Raw genomic sequence first — 24871 nt, 5'->3', positions numbered from 1 at the left:
CAGCCGCGACGCGTGAAAGAGAGGCTATGTGAATGCGGCTTTTCTATATACATTCTGCGCACGTGCCGGCGCCGGCCGCCAATTCGGTACAAGTCGCAAAGATGTGCCGTGCATTTCGGGTTGCCGGAGCGGAGGTCCTACTAGCGCTTCCACGCGCCTCCATGAATGCACGGGATCATTATGAGAAGATCGCGCGCGAATATGGATTCGATACCGAGTTCCCATTCCGCGTTCTCCCTGTACCCTTTTGGCCTGTGCCCGGCCGGGAGCTTTTTTTTGCTGTGTTGGCGCTGCTTGCTGCGGTCTGGCTGCGGCCGCATGTAGTCTTTACACGCTCGGCTACTGTAGCGTTTGTTTCTGCCGGACTTTTCGGATTCACGACGGTTTTTGAGCTTCACGACCCGATTGGCAGTTTGAGCAGACGTCAGCGTCAGCGCCTTGCCAAACTGATAGGCCTAGAGGCATTCCGTATGCTGGTCGTCACGTCGCAACGTCTGCGGGACGACAGCATCCGCCTCTTTCCTGAATATGCGGGAAAATTTCTCATCGCCCCCAATGGCGCGGATCCTGTTCCGCCGAATGTCGAGCCATGCAGCCTCAGCGGCACGTTCAAGGTTGGTTATGTCGGACATCTGTATAAGGGAAAAGGCATGGAGATAATAAGCGCTATTGCGCCTCGATGCGGCTGGGCGACATTTCACATCGTCGGGGGAACACCAGGCGATATAGAGTATTGGACATCGAAGCTGGCCAAATGCCCGAACATAGTGTTTCACGGCTACGTTCCTCACGCCGCGACATGTGCCTACTTGGCCGAAATGGACGTTGTACTCGCGCCTTATCTTAGAGATGTAGAGGGCCAGGGCGGCGGTCGAAATATCGCTGAGGGAATGTCGCCGCTCAAGCTCTTCGAATATATGGCGCATGGCAAACCCATAGTTTCCTCCGACCTGTCAGTTATACGAGAAGTTTTGAGGGATAGCGTCAACAGCGTTCTGGTGTCGCCAGACAACCCGTCCGACTGGGTCAAAGCTCTTAAGCGCCTGCGCGAAAACAAGGCGCTTCGGGATCAGATTGGTCAGCAGGCGAAGGCAGACTTTCTGGCCAGGTACAGCCGCATCGCACGCGCAACCAACATTCTAGAGGAAATCAAGAGCCGGATGCTGTCGAGCGGAAGCTCATAGGACTGCACAATTTTTCTTGTTGAAGGCAGCTGCGCCGCCAGCAAACCTGCTTTCCGTTCGCCGCAATGAGCCCGTGGTCTGTCCTGAACCGTTGAATGGCAAGATCCGACTGCCCCCGGCTTTTTGCTGAGGTTCCGTCATGCCTTGCTCCGACCATCTCCCCGCGTCGCGTTGATTTTCGCATTGAGCTAAATTTAGCCTGCGAGATGTGCCACTGTCCGGCCACTGAACCGGCGCGAACCCGATTGTGAGGCTCGATGTACTCGCTGGCGGTGGGATCGCCCGAAGCATCAGAATCAAGATTATCCGTTCAATCGGTCGGAGGATGGACTTAATGTATCCATCTAGCTTCCTGAGAGCTGCTATATACATCAATAGACATTACGATCCGAAAAGATCAGTAGAGCAGTTTTCCAAATTATCTTAATGTCGAGAAGCATGCTCCAGGATTTTATATACCAGAGGTCGTGCTCAACGCGTTTTTCCATCCTCCAGAGTTCCTTCGTTTCCCCTCGAAAGCCATTGATCTGAGCCCAGCCTGTCAAACCGGGCTTTACATGATGACGGTAAGCATAACTCGCAATGGCCAAAGTATAGGTGTCGTCGTGAGCGACGGCGTGAGGCCGTGGCCCCACCAGGGACATCTCCCCCCGAAGCACGTTGAATAATTGCGGCAGCTCGTCGATGCTTGACCGGCGCAATATTCGGCCGAGTCGGGTAACCCGCGCATCATTACGCTGCGCCTGGCGAATTTGTGTACCGTTCTCCTGCACCGTCATCGATCGGAATTTGTAAATATTGAACGGCTTACCACCGAAACCTCGTCGCGTCTGCCGGAACAGCACAGGGCGACCGTTCTCAAGCGCTATGGCACATGCGACCAACGCCATCAACGGACATAGGAACAGCAGGAGCAGGGATGCAACAGCAATGTCGAACAACCGCTTGAGCAGGCGTTCGGCAGGCCTCAACGGGATACGCTGGACTTCGAAGGCTCGCTGCCAGCCGGTGTGCAGCGGGCTCCCAGCCAGAATTCTATCTATGTAGGCGTCGGCGAAAAGATAAATCGGCAGCGGGAGGCGGGACATTTCCGCCAGGATGCGGTCGATCAACTTCCGCTGGTCCCAAGAGCAAAAGAGATAAACTGCCCCATACGAGCCATTACGGAACGCAGCCTGTGCAGCTGCGACGGCGGCATGCACCGACCGTGCCGCGATCGTGCCATCATCGTTCTCGATGTTCGAAACACCACAAACCGCGATGCCCTGTTGCCCAAGCTTGTTGATTATCCCCTGTTCCTTTCCAGGAACGCCAGAGTAAAACAGATAAACTGTGCGCAACACGAGTTTCTCAGCCGCCAGAAGCCGTTTCAGTCCACGCGCTAGAACCACGTGGCCAGGCAGCAGGGTTGGGAATCCGAGCGCAAACGCCAGCGTCAAGGAGCCGCGCGAGAACGTCGAGGTCGTCTTCGTGAGAAAGGCGAGCCAGAGAATTGAAAAGAAAACAAACAGCCAGCCGCTGATAAGTGTTTTAATCCTGCAGTGATCGTCCAGGATGCCACTAACCGTGTAGGCGCCCCTGGCGGTCATGAATGCGACCAGCAACAGACCGGCGGTAACACTTAGGCAGATCGAATCCCAGATATCTGGCGACGTCAAGCCGAAGGCCCTATGGTAGAGCTCAATTGACGCAAGAAGTATTGTCTGTCCAAGGAGGAAATCAGCAGTTGCGAGAAACACGCAAACTGCTCCCACAGGAAGCCGTAGCGGCTCTACCCTTCGATTCCAGAGCGCACGCGACGCCTCGGTTGGTGCATGCCGCATAGAGACGAACCCCCCGAATCCTGTTGCATCCCTTCTCCTTACTGGCTCATGGCACACGCCATCCCATAAGGAGGGGGTTATCCAGTCGGTTAGATTTGATTTAAATGTCTCAGAGACATGCCGCTGTTACCCCGGGCACAGATGAGTCGCTATTTTATCGTATCCTAATGTGTTAATATTTTCTACCTTAACGCGTCTGCGCGAGAACGGACCGGAAATCGGACTCGTTGAAGAGGTGGTCAAGGCAACGCTTTAGGGGACCGGGGCGCTTACCCTATCAGGGAGAGAGAGCCATGGCAGAAAATGGCGCTGAGGTTCGGGTCAAACAGCTGAACAAAATACGCTTATTTCGGCAATTTGGGCAAGATACTCTTAGTGAAATGGCGAAAGCAGCCATCCTAAGGAGGGTTCCAAAGAATAAAGTCTTAACTCGCCTTGGGGACATACCGCGTTATATTTACTACGTAATTCACGGAAAAGTTCGTCTTAGTGTACCCCTCTCAGACGGCCGAGAGTTCATCTTTTCCGATCTTGGTCCCGGTGACACTTTCGACTTGACCAGATTGTTCATCGCGCGACACAGTAACATGAACGCTGCGTCAGTCGTGGACAGCGACTTGCTCCAAATCGAAGCAGCTTTCATGGCTAGTGTCTTCGACAAGCACCCAGATCTCGCACTGAAGGTGATCCCGTACTTATGCCAAGCAACGCACGACGCGCAAGAGCGAGTGATCCACAGTGCGTCCAGTGCACTATCCATTCGATTGGCGAGCACGCTCTTGCGATTGACTGAGACCCCGCACAGCACGGCTGCCGTGAATGGAGCTATGAGCATCCACATTTCGCAGACCGACCTCGCGGCAATGATCCCGGCGTCTCGCGCGAAAGTGAATCGTTGCCTGAGAGAATGGGAACGGCGGTATCTGACCCAATACGACCACGGCTCGCTGACAATTCTCGATCGCACCGCATTAGAGTCTGTTGCTCTTGGCTACTCGCGTTTGACCGTTCAATGATGCCTTTCCTGTGTGCTCGGGCATCTCCACGCCATTCTCCGGGAAGTTAATGAACCGGAAGGGGTGCCGGTCGTGCTCGGATCGTTCGGTAAAGTCCTGACGTCGGCGTCGTCTGTCGCCGCACCGGACATGTGCGCCTTCGTAGGTAACGAGACACCGCCCTCACTGCCGTGGGACGGGCGGTTCGGGAGGTTCCTCACTCACCTACACAATCGGGGTCCCTAAATATCCAGCTAAAGTCCGGAGGCCGCTACTTTATCGCTTCCCATCTGTGGTGAATGGCCAAGCTCTGGGAATTCTACGAGCGTCGCGCTCGGAATGGCCGCGGCTGCGGCGCGTCCGAGTTTTGGATAGTGGCCGAGCGTCTTCGCGACCTCGGCGCTGGCACGATTGCCGCCCGGGGTTGTACGGTCCTTGCCCCCGATGATCAGCGTTGTCGGCACGGAGATATTGCCAAACTCGTGGATCACAGGTTGGGTGAAGATCATGTCCGAGATCTGAGCCTGGTTCCACGCTATCATCTCCTCATCACCATGTCGGTACAGAGATAACGATCAGTTGATCGTTGGGAGTCTTGATTGTGAGCCAATGACACGCAGAGAGCACCGCCATTTTTGCTGTGCGCGATGCGACTTTGCTGTTGGGGAATCCGGGATTATTATCGGCCGCCCATGTATATCACGTCGGTGGGAAATGGATCTTCAAGCCTTCAGAGATTCGATTGCGAAATCACGGCCGCCCGCCGGCTTGAGCCCTGCCCTGCAGGCGCTGTGGTGGGATGCAAAGGGCGATTGGGATAGGGCGCACGAGCGCGCGCAAGCGCGCGACGATACGGCGGGAATGCGCGTGCATGCCTACCTCCATCGCAAGGAAGGCGATCAATCGAATGCGGAATATTGGTATCGTCGCTGCGACGCCGCGCCGTCGACCTTGACGCTTGATGAGGAATGGCAAGAGTTAGCGCGTGCACTTTTGGGGCAAAGCTGACGCCTTCAGCACGCCAAGTCTGGTTCTGGGGGCCTTCACTCGAACGCAGCGATGACCTTTGATATAGGACCGCGTCACGGTCGAACGGCCTGCTCCAGTCCGCCGCTCGCCGAAACAGGCGGGCGGCATCCCTCTGCACAGTCGGACATCTTGCCCCTGGTGCTGGTCCAAGATCGCAACGGAAGTTCAATTTCATTCCCTGTGCAGCCCATCATAATAGGGGCGGCGGCGGCAGTACCAGCATATCTCGAGGAGGATGAAAATGCGGCTCACCAGGTGTTTCAATTTAGCGGGTAAGGTGTCATCGGCGCTTTCTCCCGCAGCAGGGAGGAAACGGCGTCTGCGTCAGATTACCCTGATATGTGCAGCTGTGGCGGCCGGCTCCGCGACCGCTGGTTTCGGGGCACAAGGCGCGGAAAAGGGGGGCTGGATCACCACTTGGGCTGCCACACCTGCTCCGCGCTGGTCGGATGATCTCCCTGCGCCTTTCGGAGTGCCGGAAGTACTGGAGAATCAGACCGTCCGCCAAGTTGCCCGCATCAGCGTCGGCGGCAATACCGTCCGGGTCGTCCTATCCAATGCTTTCGGCGCTAAGCCACTGACCATCGGTGCCGGCAGCGTCGGAATAGCAGGCAAGGACGGCGACGTCGATCAGGCGACCCTGAAGCCCCTGACCTGGGGCGGCAAGAGTTCTGTGGTCGTTCCGCCGGGAGCCCCGATCCTCAGCGACCCCGTCGCCCTCCCGGCAGAAGCGCTTTCCGAAATCTCGGTCAGCATCTTCCTGCCGAAGAAGACGGCGCTGTCGTCGGTGCATTGGGATGGTGTGCAAACCGCCTACATCTCCGGCCCGGGAAATTTCACAAACGACGCGACGTTCAAGGCTGACAGCACACTCAAATCACGCCTTTTTCTGAGCGATATATGGGTTGACGCCGCGCCGGAATCCCAGGCGATCGTGTTTTTCGGGGATTCCATCACGGATGGGAATTGCTCGACCCCCGACGCCAACAATCGCTGGCCAGACCTTCTCGCCAAACGATTGCAGGAGACCGCCCGCAAGATCGCGGTGGTTAACGAAGCTTTTTCGGGCAATCGCGTGTTGACCGACGGTATGGGCGTCAATGCTCTGGCGCGTTTCGATTCTGATTTACTGAGCCATCCCAAAGTCTCGACCGTCGTCGTAATGATGGGCATCAACGATATCGGCTGGCCCGGCGAAAATGCAATCACGCCGGACGACAAGGAACCGACCGCCGAAGACATCATCACCGGATACAAACAGCTCATCGACCGCGCGCATGCCCATGGCATACGCATTGTAGGCGCGACGTTGACCCCCTTCGCCGACACCTTCAAAGGGCTTCCTACTGAGGGTTACTACACACCCGAGAAGGAAAAGATACGCGTCGCTGTGAACGAATGGATACGCGCCGGTGGTGGCTTCGATGGCGTGATCGATTTCGACAAGGTGATGGAAGACCCGGCCAAACCGGGATATCTGCGCGACGACTACGACTGCGGCGATAACCTTCATCCCAACGACGCGGGATACAAGGCGATGGCAGACGCGGTCGATCTCGATGTCCTATTGGGTTCAGCTAAATAGGTCGCTGCTGACCTTGCCGCGCTGCTCAGGTATTGCGCGGCAAGGTCGGTTCGACCATGCCTCAAGTGAGCCCGAGCCGGACGAGATGGCGCACGACCGGTGAGAACATCTCTTGACCGATGTAAGCTCCGGTGTTTGCATTTTCGAAGAGTGGGCTGGCGACGGCCGCATCCTCGACCACGGGAATACCTGCCTTGCGTGCTTGAGCCATCATCTCGTCGGCCGCTCGGCCCTGGCCCTTGCCGACGACCGTCGGCACCGGCGTTTCACCCTTGACGTAACGCAACGCCACTGCGCGGTCGCCAGACACGAAGACGATGACCGCGTTTTTTACGCCCAGCCTCGCAGGTTGCATCACGGCCTCACGCCGCTGTCGCTGCTGTTCATGCCGGATCAAGGGGTCTCCTTCGAGATCCTTGTGTTCGCGCTTGTATTCGGTTGTCGTCATGCGCATGTCGCGCAGGAACAGCCAGCGCTGAATAGGAACATCCATCACGCCGATGACGACAAAGGCCAGAGCGGCGGCTATTCCAAGTGGTGTCAGCACCGCTTTGACAATTGGCTCTAGGCATGACGGAGCGCATCCCGGAGCATCGAAGAGCGGCTGCAGCCACGCGACCAAAAGGAATGTGAAGAGGCTGGCCAGCAACACCACCTTGGCCAGGCCTTTGGTGAACTCGATGACGTTGCGTAGCGACAGGATCTTCTGAAGGCCCTTCGCCGGGTTTATGTGATCGAATTGCGGCTTGAGCGGCTCAAACGAGAAGACCGGCCCGAACGTTCCCAGCATGCCGAAGGCCACCGCGAGAACGACAACGATTCCGACGAGTGGTAATGTGGCAAGCATCAGCAATGACAACGAATGGCGGATGGCCCGCAGGCTGACTTCCCCGAACGAATCGCCGGGGGCCGTCACGGTCTGCACGAGTTCCGAAAAGTGCTCGATCAGCATCGGCCAAGCAAAATAAAGATAGCCAAGCGCTGCGAAAAGCGTGAAGCCGGAGACTAGGTCGCGGCTCTGCGAAACCTGGCCTTTCCGGCGGGCGTCACGAAGTTTCTTTTCGGACGCCGGTAGTGTTTTTTCCTCAGCTTCTTCGGCCATGTTGCACTCTTATCGCACTGTTGTGGTTCCAGTCGGCCAAGGCCGTGTGTAAGGTGCGGCGGGCTTGAATACGGAGAGGTGGATATGCGGCTGCATGTCGTGTTCTTGCCCGTCGTCGCCATGCTGGCGATGGCCGGTTGTCAGACGACCAAAACCGACGCCGAGCAGGCAAAGGCGCAAGGCCCGTCGTCGCAATCGGAGCGTCTGATCAAGCTTGCGGACGATATAGATGCGCAGGGAGACAGCGACACCGCAATCGCGCTCTATCAGCGCGCGGCAGCGATGCCGGGCGCCAAGCCGAGCGCCTTCGTCAAGGCAGGCGAGGCCTATATGCGAGCGGGCTATCCCGCCGAGGCCGCCAGAGCCTATCAGGCCGCGCTCGCAAAAGCTCCCAATGACGGGGGGGCTATGCTCGGGCTTGGCTCGGCGATGATAGAAACGGGCGATCTCGATGCCGGCATGCGCGCGCTCGCGCAGGCAGCGCCGCTGGTCAATACTAGCAGCGCCTACAATCGGTTGGGCGTGGCGCAGACATTCGCGGGTCAGACGGCGGAGGCGCAGACTACTTTTGCTCAGGCGTTGAAACTCGCGCCGGGGGATCTCGACGTCGAGAGCAACATGGCGCTGGCCGCAGCGCTCGAAGGCAATTCCACCACAGCACTCCCGCTGGTCCAGAAGATCTCCGCCGCAACCAATGCGCAGTTGCATCACAAGCGCAACGTCGTGGTGGTCTACGGACTTCTTGGCCAGGCCGATCAGGTCAAGGCCTCGCCGCCGATTGGCCTGGCGACCAAGGAGGTGGATACCTTGCTTGCTCGTGCCAGAACGATCCGGTCGAAGGGTAGCACACAGGCCAGGGCGAAAGCGCTTGGCTCTATCCTCGGCTAGCGCATAGGACCGGAAAGCGCGAAGCCGATTTGGGTCGAGTTCGACGCGCGAACAACCGGACAAAGTAGTGCTACGCGGGCAAAGCCGCATCGGTTCACTCGACCGGGAGCGTTGTTTGGGGCGTCAGCGGCCCGCTATTGGCTCCACCCATGGGAGCCTCTTCGCCATTGAGGTAGCGCCGGGCGGCATTTGCAGTCGGCGCGGCCGCCGCCGCCCCCATGCGCCGACCCTCGACGAGGTCACGCTGGCTTTCGGCCATGCGTTGAAGATTGTAGGCGTTGGCGCAGCCGGACGGCAGGTGGGAGCCGACGCCGGAGACGATCGTCAGATCGGTCGCAGCGGCAGAACGGTCGTCATCGGCCGGTTCGTTCAGACATGCATTGGGAGCAAGGACGGAACCGCCGACGCCCTTCTCGGAGCCGCCGGTGTCGGTCGAAACATAGCTGTAGCCGGGAGAATATTCCCGCGGCTGTTGCGGGCTGTTCACGCAGCCGGCCAGAAGCAGCATCGGAACAGAGCACAAAGCGATGCGAAATGTCATGTTCGGTTCCCCGCTACTTGATGATCAGGCCCATCGCCGCCGCGTCATTGGCGCGCTTCCGGCTGTGGCGTTTGGCTGCCGGACGATCGAGCGGCGTGGCAAGGCTGTCGCGCACCGGCTCGACCAGATAAGGCGTGATCAGGATCACCAGTTCCGTCTCTTCGCGCTGGAAACGCTGTGACTGAAAAAGCGGGCCAAGGACCGGCACATCACCGAGAACCGGAAACTTTTCCAGATTACGCGAGGTCCGCTGCTGGAAAAGACCGGCGATCGCAAAGGTCTGGCCGCTCGCCACTTCGACCGTGGTGTCGGCCCTGCGCACGACGAAACTCGGCATGGCGAAGCCATTGGCGCTTACTGAGCCTGCTTCCGACAAGGAACTGACTTCCGGCTGGACATGGAGCGCAATACGATTGCGGCCGATCAGCGTAGGGGTGAACCCGAGGGAAACGCCGAAGGGCTTGTATTGAACGGTCACGACGTCAGTTCCTTGCGGAATCGGAACCGGAATTTCGCCACCGGCAAGAAAGCTTGCGGTCTGACCGGTCATCGCCGTCAGGTTCGGTTCGGCCAGTATCTTGACGATGCCGTTGCGTTGCAGCGCTTCGATGAGAATATCGAAGTTGATGCCATGCGTCTGGTCCATGTTCAAACCGAAATTCCCGGTGCCGGAGGGCACACCATTGTCCTGGAACATGTTGAATTCGAAGCCGCCGCTCCTGTATCCGACAGACCAATCGACGCCGTACGACTGCAGCTCAGTGCGTGAGACTTCGGCGAAGCGGACCCGGATGTTGACCTGCTGCGACCCCTGCACGGTCATGTTGTTCAGCGGCGGCTGTTCCGGCGGCGAGAACGTGCGGGCGATGTTGTCGACATCCGTTGCCTCCTCGACGCCTCGTGCTTCGCCCGTCGCCACAATGCGGGTTCCGAAAATCGAGAGATTTGTGGCCGAGTTCGGTTGCATTGCGTATTTCGCTTCATTGGCAGGCGTGACATCGGGGGTGACGCGAAACTGGGCTGTTGCCTCGACCCGCTCATCGGCTGTGATTGCAATGAGGTTGGTCAGGCCGGGCTTCAGGCCGAAGACATAGACCATCCCCGGCGACACGACCTGAAGATCCGCGATCGTGGTGTCCGCGATCAGGACGGATTCGACGGGTTCATTGAACCGCAGCAGGCGTCCTTGCCCGACCGGCAGGTCGACCGTTGGCTTGCTCGGCAATGGCGATATGTTTTGTGCCATCGTGTCGGCAAGTGTGAACAACAACGCCAGCAAGACGCCAACCGTCGCGATAGCGAGCCAGCGCATAGCCGTCCGCCCGGCGAAAGTGGCGGATCGAACGCCTGCTGCGGTATCGTGGATTGTCATGCCGTTCCCCTCTTGAGCATGTAGAGTCCCCAACTGTCCCAATCCGCCCGGCTGGCGTCATGAGGCTGCCTCTTGTCCGGCTTTGTTCTCAGCCGCTGGCAGCGACTGAGAGACATTGCGTGCTATGCCCGAGCGGCCGGTTATCGTCGCCAGTGGCTGGACGTTGAATTCTTGTGCGAGTTCCTGAAAGGACAGAACCGGAAGTTCGATGGCATTGTGCGTGAGCAGGCTTCGCATATGACGGCGTACATCCATCGCCGCGAGGACGACCGGTGAGACATCGGTGGCGTTCTGCGACAAGGCTCGTTCGACTTCGGCGATCAAAGCCTGTGCATCGTCATCCGAAAGGTTCAGGAACGTGCCGGTCGTTGTGCTTTGCACCGCGTTTCGCAGGATATCCTCGGCCGAGCGCTGCAGAACATAGGCTGCGATGATGTTGTTACGACCAGCGAAGCGGAAGCTGATCTGGCGTTTCAAGGACGTGCGGATATATTCCGTAAGCAGAACGACGTCCTGTTCGCGTTGTCCCCATTCGATCAGCGCTTCGAGGATCAGGCGCAGGTTGCTGATCGGCACGTTTTCGCCGACAAGTCGCCGAAGCACCTCCGCGATCTTCTGCAGCGGCACGATCTCCTGCGCCTGTCTGACCAGATCCGCATAATCCGGCTCCATGTCCGACAGGAGCCTGCGCGTCTCCTGGATCCCGACGAAATGGCCGGCATAGAGCCGAAGTGCATTTCCGGTCCACTTCGCCGCTGTTTGCGCCGGTGTGGAGAAGACAAAGCCGGCTTCCTTCAATGCAGAAATGTGGCGGTCATCCACCCACACGAATTTGCGCTGACCGGCAATCGGAGAACCTTTTTCGTAAGTCACATCGAGCAGATCGAGATTCATTGGGTCCGCTTCGACAAGAACGCGGTCGGCGGGGACTTCGGTATCCAGGATGGGTGCGCCCTCCAGATCGACGCGCATGCTTCTCGCTGAAAGCTTCTCGTCGACCTGCAGGCCGATAGCCGGAACGTCGACACCGAGATCGCCGAAAAGCTCGCGGCGCACGCCATCAGCGAGCGTGGCGAATTCGGGTTCCGGGACCGACCGTCCGAGTTCGGTTCCGAAGCGTACGACGATGCGGGATGAAGAAGGCAGTGTTCCGACGGGCGTTGATGAAAGCGACGCCGGTTTTCCCGGTTGTTCGGCCATGGCGATCTGGCCGATCTCTTTGAGCTCGGATTCCCGGGCGGTGCGGCGATTGATTGCATAGGCGCCCGCGCCGAAGCAGGCGCCAAGGATCAGGAACACAATGGACGGAAAGCCCGGCACTACGGCAAGGCCGACCATGATCACTGCGGCGAGTGCGAGCGCACGGGAATCCCGTAGTAGCTGCCTGGTTATTTGCCGGCCAAGGTCGCTCGTGCCGTCCGAGCTGCCGACGCGCGTCACCATCGTACCGGCGGCCACAGCGACCAGCAGTGCCGGTATCTGCGCGACCAGCCCGTCACCCACCGTGAGCAGTGAGTAGGTCACGGCGGCGTCCCCCAGCGACATATCGTGCTGCAGCGTTCCGATCGCGAAACCACCGATCAGGTTGACCAGAATGATGACAATGCCGGCGATGACGTCGCCTTTGACGAATTTCATGGCACCGTCCATCGCGCCGAACAGCTGGCTCTCACGCTCAAGCTGCTGGCGCAGCCGGCGTGCCTCCGCCTGATCGATGTCTCCGTTGCGCAACTCCGCATCGATGCTCATCTGCTTGCCTGGCAGCGCATCGAGGGTAAAGCGCGCGGCAACCTCGGCAACGCGTTCCGCACCCCGCGCAACCACGATGAACTGCGCAACGGTTATGATCAGGAAAATGACGAGGCCCACCGCAATACTGCCGCCGACGACGAATGTACCGAAGGCGGAAACGATCTCGCCTGCGTCGGCCTGAAGCAGGATCAATCGCGTGGTCGTGATCGTGATCGCCAGCCGGAACAAGGTAGCGATGAGGATGACCGATGGCAGCGACGAGAACTGGAGCGGATGAGAAACGTAAAACGAAGCCAGCAGGATAAGCACGCTGACGGCGATATTGGCGGTGATGAGAATGTCGACGAGGAAAGTCGGCAATGGAATGAGCATCATCACCACCGCGACGAGCATCAGGACGGCAATGACCAGATCGCTGCGGCGTGACAGCTTGGCAAGGAAGTGCAGAAGTCGCTCCGACACCGTCATTCGGCGGCTCGACGCGATAGGAAGTTTCGCAAGGCATTGTGCGCCTCGGCCTTGCGGCCGGCTACAAGCAACGCGCGGCTCTTCAGCAACGCTAGCGTCGGGTGGTCCATTCCCTCCAATGTCTCCAGCCTGGCAATCGTGGCAAGCGCTTTGTCCGCTTCGCCATCGAGTATGAGCAGATGCGCCAGTGTCCGCAGGACGCCGGCATTTCCCGGCGACAGCTGTGCAGCGATAAGCAGGTATGCCGCGCCCCGCTTTGCCTGCCCGTGACACCCGTAGAGATAGCCCAAGACATGCAGCAGATGCACTGTTTCACGCGGATCGGTCAGGTTCGATTCCTTCCTGTATCCGGCCAAGCAGATCGCGATGACGCTCGATTTCATCCTCCATCAGCGTTCTGGCAAGTGTCTTGAGTTGCTCGCCACCCTCAAGGCCGGGAACCAGATGCGTTACGAAATGCTGGAGAATAGGTATTGAGCGACGCAGGATAGCTGGCTCGGGAATACCCGGCATGACGAAGTTGATGAGTGCCTCGTCGAGCGATTCGCTATTCATGCCTCGAGAGGGCTGGAATTCCGCGTTTTGTGGCTTTTCCGTACCAGCGGCCGATGTCGTCCCCTGAGCACGGCTTGCGGCTTTGTCGACGCCGTTCATCCGCCGCCGTTTGATCGCCTGACCGCGCACACCTTCCGCCTGCCGCACCTCGCGGCCGGTTGTATCGATCCTTGCCGTATCGAATCGCGGCCCTTCAAGCCGGCGGTTCACGGATATTTCAGCGCGACCGTGGCGCCGCCCTTCGTCAGGAGAAGTTCCGTCTCGCCAATGTGCTTGATGGTCCAGCCGTCATTCGTGAATGCACCTTCATGATAGCGTGCGCCGTCGGCGGCGATGACGTAGGGCCGCTCGCCATACCAGATCGCCTGCAGCCTCAGGCGCGGAGCCTGCTCGGCGTTGCCGATCATAACATTGGAAACGAGGGGAATGTGGGCGCCGAACGTCTGGTCGAACCAGGATTGTGTTTCGGTCCAGGCACCATCCTTGTCATTGGGGATCATACCCGAGACCACGAGCCGTCCAGGTGATCGCTGAACAGCCAAAGTGCCGATGCCAGATTGATCGAGGCGCAGCCTGAGTTGACTTTCCGCTTCGGCAGCACTGGGTATTTGCGTTGGCGATGAATCGTTCAGGACACTTTGCCCGGCCTCGCCAGCAAAGGCCACTCTGATCGGGTCACGGTCTTGAGCGGATATCTTTTTGCCAATGTCGGGCTTGGCGAAAGAGAACCCATTCGCAGCGACGGAAACAGCGAACACGGCAAAGAGCACGCTGCCTGCAACCAGGAAGGGGCGATCAGAAACGGACCAGCGATTCGGCAGGCGTTCTGGGTTGACCAGCCGGATATGGGCATCGCCGATACTTATCGTGAGCGGCAGCTTGCAGCGGCTGCCTTGGCCTTCATGGATGATCTCGCCCGTGGCGAGTGTGACGTCGCCGCCGACGGCTTCGATTTCAATTTGGCTGCCCTTGCGCCGCAACCTTGCGTGGACCGGCGCGATGCCGGCATCCCTGAGGACAATGTCGGACTCCGTGCTGGAGCCAACGGTATACAGAGGCTCGACCAAACTGAGTTGGGCGCCCGCGTGAAATCCGTGAGTTACGCTCAGCGCAATGGAACGTCCGGATCTTGGGGCGTGGGTGATAATCGATCGGAGCCGGCGCCCGGGCTCCGCATCCCAATATTTGCCGATAGAATTAGCGGTCATGCCACTTCATCTCCCGCCGATGACAATTCAGACGCAGCCCGACAACGGCGTCGAAGCATTCTTGCCGTGCACGTGCGCCGCCGATGCTTGCGGCGGCGCATGGGTTCGAGAATCCCCGCCTTAGGCCTTTTCAGCCGACTGGCCGAGCGTCCTTGCGGTGCTCATCAGCATGTCATGCTGGGATTTCGCGATCTCTTTTGTGATCTCGAGGCTAAACATGCGCTCCTGATGCTTGATCATCTTGTCCAGGTTCTGTTCCGGCGACCCGGCAGAGCCGGACGTAATGGGAGGGGTAGCAGCCATCATTGTCTCCTTGAGGGGCCGTTCAAGTTACAACTCCGGAATCACGTCGAAGCGATCCGGCAGGTTGCAAAAGCAGCTTAAGGCAGGGTGATCGAAAATGAAAGTCCACTTGGAATATATGAACCACTTCAGTTCCAACTGTTGCATTGCCGCCATTCGGGGAGTAACCTGCCATCGGGGTGAATGGGGTATTTTAGAATGGAACAAGGTCCTTTGGCGGAGCTGTTGGTCGAACGCTTCGAGAATATGCCGCCGCAGTTGCGGGTCGCCGCGCGTTTCGTGCTGGATCATCCTAAGGACGTCGCATTGATGTCGATGCGCGAGCAGGCCCATCAGGCCGGCGTTTCGCACAGCACGATGATGCGGTTGGCGCGATGGCTTGGCCTTGAAGGCTACGAGGATATGCGCAGCCTTTATGCGCGCGCGCTGCGTGAGACAGTCGCCGGTGAGCCGGGGCGACGGGGTGCCGAACAGGATGGCGATCCGGGATATTCGACCGCAGGGGTCATTGCGGACACGCTCGCGGCCCAGATTGCAAGTCTGGGTGAATACGGCAATGCATCACAATTCATCGCCGCCGCCGAGCTGCTTGCGCGATCACGCAATCTGTTCGGTCTCGGCTCGCGCTCCGGTTATCCGGTCGCGAACCACTTCGTTCACATCATGTCGTTTCTAGCTGGCGGTGACCGCAAGGTGACGCTTGTCGGCGAGATGGGCGGACATGGTCTGGATGCCTTGCAGGGTGCGGGACGGGACGACGTCCTCCTTGCTGTGGGCATGTCTCCTTATGAACGCACGACGATCGACGTGGCGCGCCAGTCGGCTCGGCAGGGTATCAGCGTGGTGGCAATCACCGATAGCAGCGTGTCGCCGCTGGCCCGGATCGCGCGGGAAACAATCATCGTTACGTCAAATTCGCAGTCGTTCTTTCGCAGCATGGCGCCGGCGTTCGCTGCCGTCGAAATTCTGGCGGCACTGACGGCTGTGCAGTCTGAAGTGAATGCTGCAGAACGAGTAAAACGGTCGGAAGAGCAACTCGCTGCTTTCGGCATTTATTGGAAGCCGCCCCGGTAAGCGGCCGGGGCTTCGACTGTCGGACGCGGGGGCGTTGACGACAGGCAGATTGCCTGAACCACGACTGGACCGGCTCCGGAGGTTGTTTGATGATCCGCCCGATTACCACCCTCAAGCCCCCGCCGCCGCCCAGGGTCGATCCAAAGGCCAATGCTGAGCAGATTACGCGGCTGCAGGCCGAAGCCACGAAATTGCACAATGAAATCCGGCTCGCCAACAAGATGGGCGAGGCCGACGCGGCCGCGAACGCTCGCCAGCGGCTGACGCAGGTCAATGCGGAACTGACGACGGCACAGCCGACGCCCCCGGCGGCGCAGCCAGGACCGGAGCTGCCTGCCTCAGTCACCGCCGCAAACGGCAACGGCGGCACCACCGCCGCGCCTGCGCTCTTCACGACGCAAAATTTCGGCGGTACGCCAAACCTCCTGCTGGCCAGTGGTGAGCCCGACGCCGGCGGTGTTTCACCGGAAGTCGCCACGGCGAATGACATTCTCAATGCGATCGAGGGCGGCAAAAGTATCGACAACATCGCCCACGAGCGGAACATATCTCCCGAGCAGGTGGTGGCGGCTCTGAATGTCGGCAAGATGACGGCGACAGCGACCGAACATGCCAACGGCGACACCCGTACGGTGATGATCAAAGACGGCAGCGGCCGGACGATCACCGAAAACCAGGACTATCACCACGGCGGCTATTACACCGAAGTGACGGGTCCCAACGGACAGGTGACCTCCTCGCCGATCCGTGACGATCTCGGCCGCAAGGAAATCACCAGTGTCGACGCGGCGACAGGCGCGATCACGACCAAGTTCGTCGACGATCTCGGCGAGGGCTCAGTCACCGAACGCACGACGAATCCCCAAACCCGTATAACCACAACCACCGAAACGAACGGTGACGGTGCCGTCACCGTTACCAAGAACCTGCCGAATGGGTCGACCGTGGAGACGGTGACGCCCGCCGGCGGCCCTGCGTTGCCGGTAACCACGGTCACAGGTCCGGGCGGCGAGGAAACCATCCTGGCGCAGACGCAGACCGCCGACGGCTCGGGCGCGACGTCGATCCAGGAACAGCTTGCCGTAGGCAAGAGCTTCGAAGAAATCGCCGAGGCGAGCAATCTCACGCCCGAACAGGTGATCGCCGAGTTGAACGCGGCAGGCCTCGAGGTCACGCAGGGCGGCGACCCAGGCGAAACCCTGCAGATCGTCGTCACCGATCCGGAGACCGGCAACACGGTCACCTACAACAACGACTACCAGCACGGTTCGACCTCGGTGACGACTGTGGAGGGAAATACCGAGACGACCCACTCGATCGACGGCAACGGCAGGACCAGCCACACCGAGCGCAACACCGAGACCGGCGAGCAGACCACCACCATCGTCGATCCCAAGAACAATACTGAGACGACGATCGTCTTCGACAAGGACGGCCGGCGCACCGAGACCATTGTCGAGACGCTGAATGATGGCGAGCCGATCGATTACGAGGTCCAGCCGGGCGACAATCTGAGCGATATCGCCGAAGCCCATGGTGTGACCCTGGAAGAGCTCGCCGAAAGCAATCCGGAGCTGTTCACCTCTCCGCGCGACCCCGACCTTATTCATCCGGGAGAGACGGTGGTGATCGAGGATGCCACCAAGACCACCGTCAATGTGACGTTTAATGGCTACACGCTGACCACGTCGCCAGACGGCAAGATCACGCTGACCAACGATACGACCGGCGCCGTCACGGATATCGCGGCCGGCACCGCACAGCAGGCGCTGGCCGAACTGCTGCTTTCCATCAATCCGAACGGCAGTGATCCGGAGCAGGCGAAGGAGGATCTGGTCGTCAAGACGACGCTGGACGGCATATTCGGCGGGGCGACGCCAGAGCTGACCACGGAGGCGCTTGAAAAGCAGCAGGCCGTGGTCGCTGCAATGGAACAATATGGTCCGGGACAGGACGCAACGGGCGCGACTCTCGACGGTGGTCCTGCGTCGGTTGGCCCATACGGGGATCCACCGTCCCCCACCGCTCCTTCAGGCGGGAAGTGGGTGCCGTTGCTGGTCGACGGGAGCTGGAAATGGTTTGACCCGGAGGTAGCCAAGGCGATCGCAGCCGAGAACGTGGCGGTTGCGGACCTCGGCGAGGCACAAGCAAAGTCCCAGCAGATCGCGGCACAGCTCGATATTTATGCGCTGGACCCTGAATTCAAGAACGCCATGGAGGGTGCCGAGTCGACGCTCGACGAGGCGTTGGCGCCATATGGACTGGATTGGAGGCCGCCTGAGCCGAAGGGCACGCTGGCGGATGCGCAAGACCGGTTGACCCTAGCCAATAACGCGCTCGAAAGCGCCAGCACTGCCCGGGCCGAATACGAGCAGGGCCAGACGTCACTTCTCGAAGCGATCGACAAACAGGCAGACCTGCCGACGCTCAGCGATCCCAACCAGACGGCTGTCCGCAGCCCGGATGGTCCCAGCGCCGAGGAAACCAACCAGCAAGGAAAGGCCGCGCACGCGGAGGTCGCCGAGCTCTTTACAAACCTTTCGCTACACACCGCCAACGGCAACAAGGCCACGATCGACCTAATGATCAGCTCGACCAAGCTGGAGCTGAAGCTTACCGAGGCCAAACCTGGAAGCCCCGAATACACGGCCATCGAAGAGCGGCTTGAGGGTCTGCAAACGCTCCAGGGGGCCGCGGCCAATCAGGTGACCCTGGCCGAGGCATATCAGGAGTATGGGGTTGCACAGGCTGAGGCGGCGGATCTTGCCGTAACCATGGAGCCTCTCAAGCAGCAACTGCTTGCGCAGGCGCAGGAAAGGAACCCGCACCATTTCGATTGGGAAGGGTATACCAATGGACGTGGTGAGTTTACCGGCAAGATAAAATCGCAGGACATAGTGGAGGAGAACGGTCAGCTCTATGTTGTTACCGTCTATGAGAACGACACCTTCACCGACGAGAACGGTGATGACACGAACGTACATAAATCTGCCCTGACATACGACCTCAACGACGAGGGTATCAGGGAAGATTTCCGTAACGATCCACTGAACAAGCAGTGGCAGGAGATGCTGGCCTCGACGCAGGACATATCGTCGGCGCCGGTATGCACACCCAACGGCACGGGATCGCAATCGGCGCTGGACGCGGCCAAGTCGAAGATTGTCGGCGTGCAGGTCGATCAGCTTGATGCCGGGCTGAGAGATGCGAAGACGGCGCTCGTCGACGCGACGACGGCACGCGACCAGGCGATCACCGACTACGGGCCGGGAACCGTAGAGGCGCCCGCTGGCACGCTCAAGCCGGGCGAGACGGCGGTGAAGATCACGGTGAACGGCCGCGACCTGTGGGTCGCGCCGGAAGTCGCCGCGGCGTACGAAGAGCAGGGGCCGGGCGCAATCGGCGACAGCGGCAAGTGGGTCCAGATCGAGATGGACGGCCAGAAGCTGTGGGTGCACCCCGAAGTCGCGGCCGCGGAAATCGATCGAGGCCAGGCGGAGACCGAAAAGAACCAATTGGAGGACTGGGAAGAAAACGTGCGGCCGGCGATGGTGGCTGGGCGCGACTGGTACGCTTTTTCCGCAAGCCACCCCAAGCTTCTCGAATACGGTTCCGCCGAGCACGAGGCGAAACTCAAGTACGAGTATTTTGAAGAACACAAGGACCAGGCACTGGCTGGATATCAGGTCCAGTTCGAGAACCTCTACGAGGCCGGCTACACCGGCGAATACGAGACATATACGCCGGACCAACTCAGCACTGCCGTTGGTCAGACCCTCGGGCTCGACGCGCCGAGTGAAGACGTCCGAAAGGTCACCGAAGAAATCACCGACCGCGCCGGCAACGACGCCGAGGTCAAGATCGTGCCGGTGTTCTCCCTCGACGGCGGGAAGGAATCGACGACGGCTTTGTTCGCGATCAAGAGCGGCGGCGACGAAATCGGCTATGTCGACAGTTCTGGCAAATATTACAGCACCTTCGATGAATTCCAGCACGAGAACCGCATCTTCAGCGAAAAGGGCAATCTGGTCATGGCCAAGGGCGGCGACATGTCGCTCGGCGAAGATGGTTTTTCGCTCGACGAATTGGAAGTGGCCGACGCGCGCAAGGTGGATTTCTGGGACAAGGCTACCGACATCGGCCTTGGCATCGTCGCGGGTGTCTCCACCATCGTCTCGTTCGTGCCGGGCGGCCAATGGGCGATTCCCATCGCGATCGGCTCCGGTTCAATCCTTGGCGGCAAGGCTCTGATCAAAGAGGGTGATCACCTCCTGCAGGGCGGCGACTTCGACAGCCAGTCGGCCTGGAATGTCGCGACCGGCGTAACCGCATTCCTGCCCGTGGGCGCGGGTGCCCTGCGAACATTCGGCTTGGCAAAGACAAGCCTGTCCAGATCCCAGGCTTTCGCGGGCGGCTTCGGGATGACCCGCATGAAGGATGCCAGCTGGGGCATCGGCAGGTTCCAGGTGAACGTAAAGGAGGCCTCTTATGCCGGTAAGGTCTCGGAGTTTATGCAAGGCGGCAACAGGCTGACCACCGCTGCGTGGCGCCTCGATGCCGGCGCCGTGGTTACCGGTGTTCCGTTGCTCGGCAAATCGGTGGAAGATCTCGCGGCGCATGGCGGCGAGATGTCCCTGCTCGAGCTCGCGAACGCAGTCGTGGGCATAGGCGTCGGCACTGTCGGCACAGGCCTGGGCGGCCGCTCGCTGTTGTACAACATGCCTGGAACGGGCGGTACACGGAGCGGAACTTTTCCTGGCGGACCGGATTCGGGGCGGCAACCGCGGGCCGTCTACGAGATGGGCCCCGACGGTGTCTACAGGCCCACCGGCGAACAGGTCATGCCGGATCCAGATGAGATCATCATCGATGGCGACGTGGTCGGCGAAACGTCCGGCCAGCAGGGACCTGGCTTCGGTGCCCCAGAAGGTTTCCGCAACGTGGCGGAGGCCGGAAATCCCGGTCAGCGCGCGCTGCCGGCCGGCGAGTCCGATGGTCCGAACCCGCCGCCACCCACGGGCGGCAACGATGATCCATCAGGCGGCGGCCAGCCGTCGCGGTCGATGGTCGTGCATGAGCAGGGGCCTGACGGCGTCTATCGCCCGACCGACAAGCTGGTCTTCCACGATCCCAGCCACCCCGTCGTCGAGGGGACGGTTATCAACGTCCACGATGAAGGGCCGAGCGCCACGGGCGAGCGCGGCGATCCCGAGAATGCCAGCGACCGAGATGCCCAGGGAGCGCGTGAGCAGAATGTGCGCCCCCCCGCCGACGGCGATCCGATTGTGGTTCCGCCGATCCGTGGCGACGGAACGACGCGCCCGGCCGAGAGCGGCTTGCGGCTCGTCTGGGACCCGGCGACCAAGACGTTCACCGGCATGCCAAGCCCCAATCCCGCGGAATACGTCTTCACCAGCGGCAAGGATCCGCAGCAGACGGGCTACATCGACGGCGCACGCCCTTCTGACCCGGCCGTGCTGGCCACCCCGGACGAGCTCCTGCTCCAGTCCGAGACGGAAACACGCGGGGCGGAAGGCACCCGCCCGTTGATGCGCTACACTCTCGGCAACCGCCATACCGGCGAGATGCTCGTCGATTTCAACCTACCGGAAGGGCAGAGGGTTGTCGCCATACCCGAACCCAAGGCGATCACGGCCGCGCCGGAGCCGGTGCCGGCTCCTGTCGAGCTCGACCCTTCCTTGCCGGTGCTTTATCTCGGCGCCGACGGCCGCTGGACAGCCGATCCGAACGCCCGCACGCAGCCGCCGGCCGTGACGGAAACCGGGTATCCCAGTCCGGCTCGGCCCGACGGCACGCCGATCATCAACAATTTCTCGTCAAACCCGTACAGCTTCGGGCAGACGTTCAATGCCGTCAAAGCCGGCCTGCGGCGCATCGGCACGCGTTACCTGAATACTGAACCCCGCTATGACTATCCGAAGCTCGGCGAGTTGGTCGACAGCATCTATCACCGGCCGGTTCCGCAGGACGGCGTCACCGCCGGACAGGACATCTATGTCGAGGCCGGCGGCGAATATCTGCCGGCCAAGGTCATCGTGGCCGGCCCACAGGCGAGCATAACCCGCGACACCGTCCTGCCGGGCGAGCATGCGACGGATGCCGGCTACCTCAGTTCCGGCCCGACCGTCGAACGCGCCAAGCGCGGGTCCATAACCACACCGAACGGCCAGCTCAGGGTCAACACGCCGGCACGGGAAGTCCATACGTTCGATCCTGCCGACAATCCGGAAGTCAGCCATCGCTCGGCGCTCGGCGAGACCCTGGCCGCGACCTTGCCGGCGCTTCCCGACCATGCGGCGACGCCCGCGCCGACCTGGATGCCCGAGCAGGTGGAACTCGTCGGCGACTACCTCCATTCCCTCGAAGGTTCCAGCGATCCTGTCGTTCGCGATGCGGTGACCATGACCAGAGTGCAACTCGGGGGCAGGGGCTTGCCTCAGTCCGGCACGGCAATGACGCAGGCTCAGCATCATGCGCTTGGCGAAATGCTCAACGCCGACCGGAACAGTCCGTTCACCGGCTCCAAGCCGTTCGGCCAGCTTTCGATGAACGGCTTGACGACCCTCCAGGTGTTCAGCGCTCAGGGCAAGCTGCCGCATCTGTCGCCAGGAGAAGTGATCGATCAACTCGGCCTGTCGTCGGACGGCAGGCTGCCGCGCGGCGAGCAGTTCCTTACCGCCGGGGCGCTGCCAGGAGAAGCCGGCTGGACCGACGCCGGCCGTGGCATCGTCGGCGATTACCTCAAGGCTGCGTCAGGCTCCACCGACCCGAACCTTGCCGCCGCGGCAAATGCCGCCTCGCCGTTTTTCAAGGGGCGCGCCACTAAGCCCGGGAAGGCCGTGACCGCCGCGCAGCAGGATGCGCTCATGCAAGTCCTGGAGGCCGACAGCGGCAGCACTTGGGTCTACGGTTCGAAGCTTCAGCCGGAGTCCTCGTTCAAACCCGCCGGCAAGCTTTCGCCGGAAGGCCGCTACAATGCGAAGGTTCTGTCCGGCCACGAGACCTGGACACCGTATCTTTGGCGAGAGATGCGCGGTTACGCCGCCAACCAGCAGAAGTCCGCGGACCCCGCGGTCCAATCGCTCGCCCGCGCCTTGGAGAACGCGCTGCCCCCAAGCAAGCCCAAGGCCGGGACCGAAATCAACAGCGAGGTGCCTGTCCTGCTGGAGCGGTTGCTGGATGTCGACAAGGCGAGTTCGTGGCGCGTCCCGACATTCTTCACGGATGCACAAGGGGTCTGGCGGTCCGACCGCGCGACCGTTTCCTGGTTCCTGCAGGAACACGAAGCCAATGTCTTGGGTGGACCCGTTCTGAACGATATGGCCACCAATACAGTTGGCCTCGGCGGATCGATGCTCGGCATTAAGGTGCCGCTGCCCAGCCGGCAGGTCTATGGAGAACTCAGCCTGAAGAACAACGGTCCGGACGGCACTGGCTTTCTTCTTCCCGTCCACCCCAATGACGCAAAAGGCCATAAACTCTTCGCCAATGGATTCCGGCCGAATTTCGCTTATGACGATGCGGCGGCTCCCTCCGCCCAGTGGGTCGCATCGGCGCCGATGCTGTCGAAGAACACGTTCCAGAAAGAAAACGCCGCTGGCGTTTCCATATCCATCTTTGGCTTCTCTGTGAGTGGGGCCTACGTCAAACGCACGCTGCTCTATCTCGGTGGCGAAGGCGGCCGGCCGGGATATACGCACAGGGAGCCTGGCCCGCTGAGCCAAAGGGCAGCCTCCTTCTGGGAAGAAGCTGCGAGAGGTGGTGCCAGCCACTATAGCTCCGAAGGCAAGGTGCCCGGTTTCGAGGATCGTCTCCTCTACCGGAACTACAACGTCATTCCGCCCTTCGGAGGCGGCAAGGAACCCTGGCGCGGTAGCCCTGCCTTCGACGGCGTTCCGCGCGAGACGGGCGCCGGGCCGCTCAACCGCCTGGATCGCACGGACCACGGCGCCGGTCTCGCCGTGAACTTTGGGCAATGGCCGGTAACGACGGTAGAACTCGGCACGGTGAGGAAGGACCTGGTGCCGCATACCCGTACCGCCCGCGCGCACCCCGGATCCTCCGAAGGCGCGCAAAAGGTTTTCTCCGCGCTGGAGATTTCGGATGGGCGGCTGACGCCGGACGTCCTGCAGCATCTCGACGCCTGGCTCGCCGAGGTTGCTGCATCGCCGCACGGCAATTTAAAGTTCGCTGGTCAGCGCGTGTTGGATGTGTTCCCGGAATTGGGCGTGGCGCCATATCCGGACCAACTCGCCACCACCGGCGGACGGCCCGACTGGATGGGCAAGCCAGCATGGAAAGCATTGCGGCAACAGCTGGATCAGCAGGCCCGCGGCGAACTGACGCCCACGCAGGCCCACTACCTCAACCGGCTGCTCGAGCTGCACAATTCGCCGCCGGCAAACGGCTTGCCGCCGGCTGGCGAGGGCCCGATCGCTCCCCGCAGTCCGGCGCCAAGGCCGGTGCGGAATGGGCAGGATTTTGCAGCAGATGGGTCATTGGGCCGGTCATTCGCCAAGCCGCTGACGCAGGCCGAAATCGCGGCCAACCGCCAGGAGGCGGCGAGCCTGCTCGACGACATGCTCCATCAGAACCTCGGCATGCCGGAAGTCACCAAGGCCAATCTTACAGATCAGCTCAGCCGGTCGCCGACGCTGATGGAACTCCTGCGCGGCGCTCACGCGAAAGACGTACGCATCGTCAACCCGGCGCGGCACGACCTCCGGATTTTCGACGCCAACTCCGGCGACGATCTGACGGCGACTGGATCCCAATACGTCCGCGAGGTGGGAGTAGTCTTTGTCGATGCTGAGACATTCCGCGCAGCCGATGCGGACAGCGATATCGTACTTGCCGAATTCGTCGACATGCTCGGCCACGAGTTGTCCCACGTTGCGGACGCTAAAATCGAGCTTCATCCCGACAATTTTCCAGATCGGCAGGCATATAAGGATGCCGTGGTCTAGCCTAT

General features: G+C 60.6%; 17 protein-coding genes. 7 read left to right on the top strand and 10 right to left on the bottom strand.

The window, feature by feature from the left end; all coding sequences use genetic code 11:
* Positions 1-32 precede the first annotated feature (32 nt).
* Positions 33-1184, top strand: a complete 1152-nt coding sequence (locus A9K68_RS24200; RefSeq protein WP_082982216.1) for a glycosyltransferase — start codon at positions 33-35, stop codon at positions 1182-1184.
* Positions 1185-1555: 371 nt separating this feature from the next.
* On the opposite strand, the gene A9K68_RS24195 is transcribed toward A9K68_RS24200, so the two are convergent.
* On the bottom strand, positions 1556-2923 hold the full coding sequence (locus tag A9K68_RS24195; protein ID WP_163603064.1) for an exopolysaccharide biosynthesis polyprenyl glycosylphosphotransferase: 1368 nt from the start codon (positions 2921-2923) through the stop codon (positions 1556-1558).
* Positions 2924-3300: 377 nt separating this feature from the next.
* Between A9K68_RS24195 and A9K68_RS24190 the strand changes: the two genes are divergently transcribed.
* Positions 3301-4023: a Crp/Fnr family transcriptional regulator gene (locus A9K68_RS24190; protein WP_082982214.1), complete on the top strand. Its 723-nt coding sequence runs from the start codon at positions 3301-3303 to the stop codon at positions 4021-4023.
* A gap of 233 nt (positions 4024-4256) precedes the next feature.
* Here the strand turns inward: A9K68_RS24190 and A9K68_RS24185 are convergent, their stop codons facing one another.
* Positions 4257-4511 carry a hypothetical protein gene (locus tag A9K68_RS24185; protein ID WP_203546860.1) on the bottom strand — a complete coding sequence of 85 codons (255 nt, stop codon included), beginning with the start codon at positions 4509-4511 and terminating at the stop codon, positions 4257-4259.
* Between the two features lie 205 nt (positions 4512-4716).
* Between A9K68_RS24185 and A9K68_RS24180 the strand changes: the two genes are divergently transcribed.
* Positions 4717-5010 (top strand): hypothetical protein, encoded by a 294-nt coding sequence (locus A9K68_RS24180; protein WP_065006925.1) that lies wholly within the window; start codon positions 4717-4719, stop codon positions 5008-5010.
* Positions 5011-5272: 262 nt separating this feature from the next.
* Positions 5273-6616, top strand: a complete 1344-nt coding sequence (locus A9K68_RS24175) for an SGNH/GDSL hydrolase family protein (protein ID WP_082982225.1) — start codon at positions 5273-5275, stop codon at positions 6614-6616.
* Positions 6617-6677: 61 nt separating this feature from the next.
* Here the strand turns inward: A9K68_RS24175 and A9K68_RS24170 are convergent, their stop codons facing one another.
* Entirely contained in the window at positions 6678-7718 is a 1041-nt protein-coding gene (locus A9K68_RS24170) for an EscU/YscU/HrcU family type III secretion system export apparatus switch protein (protein ID WP_065006923.1), read from the bottom strand.
* 84 nt (positions 7719-7802) lie between these two features.
* Here A9K68_RS24170 and A9K68_RS24165 point away from each other — a divergent pair, with 84 nt between their 5' ends.
* Positions 7803-8606, top strand: a complete 804-nt coding sequence (locus A9K68_RS24165) for a tetratricopeptide repeat protein (protein WP_065006922.1) — start codon at positions 7803-7805, stop codon at positions 8604-8606.
* A gap of 94 nt (positions 8607-8700) precedes the next feature.
* On the opposite strand, the gene A9K68_RS24160 is transcribed toward A9K68_RS24165, so the two are convergent.
* The 7 genes from A9K68_RS24160 to A9K68_RS24130 all read right to left on the bottom strand — a co-directional run bounded on the left by A9K68_RS24160 (position 8701) and on the right by A9K68_RS24130 (position 14808).
* Positions 8701-9147: a hypothetical protein gene (locus A9K68_RS24160; protein WP_065006921.1), complete on the bottom strand. Its 447-nt coding sequence runs from the start codon at positions 9145-9147 to the stop codon at positions 8701-8703.
* 13 nt (positions 9148-9160) lie between these two features.
* Positions 9161-10519 (bottom strand): type II and III secretion system protein family protein, encoded by a 1359-nt coding sequence (locus A9K68_RS24155; RefSeq protein WP_065006920.1) that lies wholly within the window; start codon positions 10517-10519, stop codon positions 9161-9163.
* 57 nt (positions 10520-10576) lie between these two features.
* The gene (sctV, locus tag A9K68_RS24150; protein ID WP_065006919.1) at positions 10577-12739 is read right to left on the bottom strand and encodes a type III secretion system export apparatus subunit SctV; all 2163 of its coding nucleotides are present in this window, start codon (positions 12737-12739) and stop codon (positions 10577-10579) included.
* The gene (locus tag A9K68_RS24145; RefSeq protein WP_245497082.1) at positions 12736-13095 is read right to left on the bottom strand and encodes a hypothetical protein; all 360 of its coding nucleotides are present in this window, start codon (positions 13093-13095) and stop codon (positions 12736-12738) included. The genes sctV and A9K68_RS24145 overlap by 4 nt, the downstream gene beginning before the upstream one ends.
* Positions 13052-13504, bottom strand: a complete 453-nt coding sequence (locus A9K68_RS24140) for a hypothetical protein (protein ID WP_246811225.1) — start codon at positions 13502-13504, stop codon at positions 13052-13054. Before A9K68_RS24140 ends, A9K68_RS24145 begins: the two co-directional genes overlap by 44 nt.
* The gene (locus A9K68_RS24135) at positions 13501-14502 is read right to left on the bottom strand and encodes an FHA domain-containing protein (RefSeq protein WP_082982213.1); all 1002 of its coding nucleotides are present in this window, start codon (positions 14500-14502) and stop codon (positions 13501-13503) included. The genes A9K68_RS24140 and A9K68_RS24135 overlap by 4 nt, the downstream gene beginning before the upstream one ends.
* Positions 14503-14622: 120 nt before the next feature.
* Complete coding sequence (locus A9K68_RS24130) at positions 14623-14808, bottom strand: hypothetical protein (RefSeq protein WP_065006916.1); 186 nt, start codon at positions 14806-14808, stop codon at positions 14623-14625.
* A gap of 195 nt (positions 14809-15003) precedes the next feature.
* Between A9K68_RS24130 and A9K68_RS24125 the strand changes: the two genes are divergently transcribed.
* Together A9K68_RS24125 and A9K68_RS24120 are read left to right on the top strand one after the other, a co-directional pair.
* Positions 15004-15879 carry a MurR/RpiR family transcriptional regulator gene (locus A9K68_RS24125; protein WP_065006915.1) on the top strand — a complete coding sequence of 292 codons (876 nt, stop codon included), beginning with the start codon at positions 15004-15006 and terminating at the stop codon, positions 15877-15879.
* Positions 15880-15968: 89 nt separating this feature from the next.
* A complete protein-coding gene (locus tag A9K68_RS24120; protein WP_156768216.1) occupies positions 15969-24866 on the top strand; it encodes a LysM domain-containing protein in 8898 nt (2965 codons plus the stop codon).
* Positions 24867-24871: the final 5 nt, after the last annotated feature.

This window comes from Mesorhizobium sp. AA22 (assembly GCF_001672375.2).
GTDB lineage: Bacteria > Pseudomonadota > Alphaproteobacteria > Rhizobiales > Rhizobiaceae > Mesorhizobium > Mesorhizobium wenxiniae.
This window is presented reverse-complemented; position numbering and strand designations above follow the sequence as displayed.

What these genes read in the sequence shown, in the direction of transcription:
- A9K68_RS24200 (WP_082982216.1), top strand. Translation starts at nt 33, where the DNA reads ATGCGGCTTTTCTATATACATTCTGCGCACGTGCCGGCGCCGGCCGCC.
- A9K68_RS24190 (WP_082982214.1), top strand. Translation starts at nt 3,301, where the DNA reads ATGGCAGAAAATGGCGCTGAGGTTCGGGTCAAACAGCTGAACAAAATA.
- A9K68_RS24185 (WP_203546860.1), bottom strand. Translation starts at nt 4,511, where the DNA reads ATGATCTTCACCCAACCTGTGATCCACGAGTTTGGCAATATCTCCGTG.
- A9K68_RS24180 (WP_065006925.1), top strand. Translation starts at nt 4,717, where the DNA reads ATGGATCTTCAAGCCTTCAGAGATTCGATTGCGAAATCACGGCCGCCC.
- A9K68_RS24175 (WP_082982225.1), top strand. Translation starts at nt 5,273, where the DNA reads ATGCGGCTCACCAGGTGTTTCAATTTAGCGGGTAAGGTGTCATCGGCG.
- A9K68_RS24170 (WP_065006923.1), bottom strand. Translation starts at nt 7,718, where the DNA reads ATGGCCGAAGAAGCTGAGGAAAAAACACTACCGGCGTCCGAAAAGAAA.
- A9K68_RS24165 (WP_065006922.1), top strand. Translation starts at nt 7,803, where the DNA reads ATGCGGCTGCATGTCGTGTTCTTGCCCGTCGTCGCCATGCTGGCGATG.
- A9K68_RS24160 (WP_065006921.1), bottom strand. Translation starts at nt 9,147, where the DNA reads ATGACATTTCGCATCGCTTTGTGCTCTGTTCCGATGCTGCTTCTGGCC.
- A9K68_RS24155 (WP_065006920.1), bottom strand. Translation starts at nt 10,519, where the DNA reads ATGACAATCCACGATACCGCAGCAGGCGTTCGATCCGCCACTTTCGCC.
- sctV (WP_065006919.1), bottom strand. Translation starts at nt 12,739, where the DNA reads ATGACGGTGTCGGAGCGACTTCTGCACTTCCTTGCCAAGCTGTCACGC.
- A9K68_RS24135 (WP_082982213.1), bottom strand. Translation starts at nt 14,502, where the DNA reads ATGACCGCTAATTCTATCGGCAAATATTGGGATGCGGAGCCCGGGCGC.
- A9K68_RS24130 (WP_065006916.1), bottom strand. Translation starts at nt 14,808, where the DNA reads ATGATGGCTGCTACCCCTCCCATTACGTCCGGCTCTGCCGGGTCGCCG.
- A9K68_RS24125 (WP_065006915.1), top strand. Translation starts at nt 15,004, where the DNA reads ATGGAACAAGGTCCTTTGGCGGAGCTGTTGGTCGAACGCTTCGAGAAT.
- A9K68_RS24120 (WP_156768216.1), top strand. Translation starts at nt 15,969, where the DNA reads ATGATCCGCCCGATTACCACCCTCAAGCCCCCGCCGCCGCCCAGGGTC.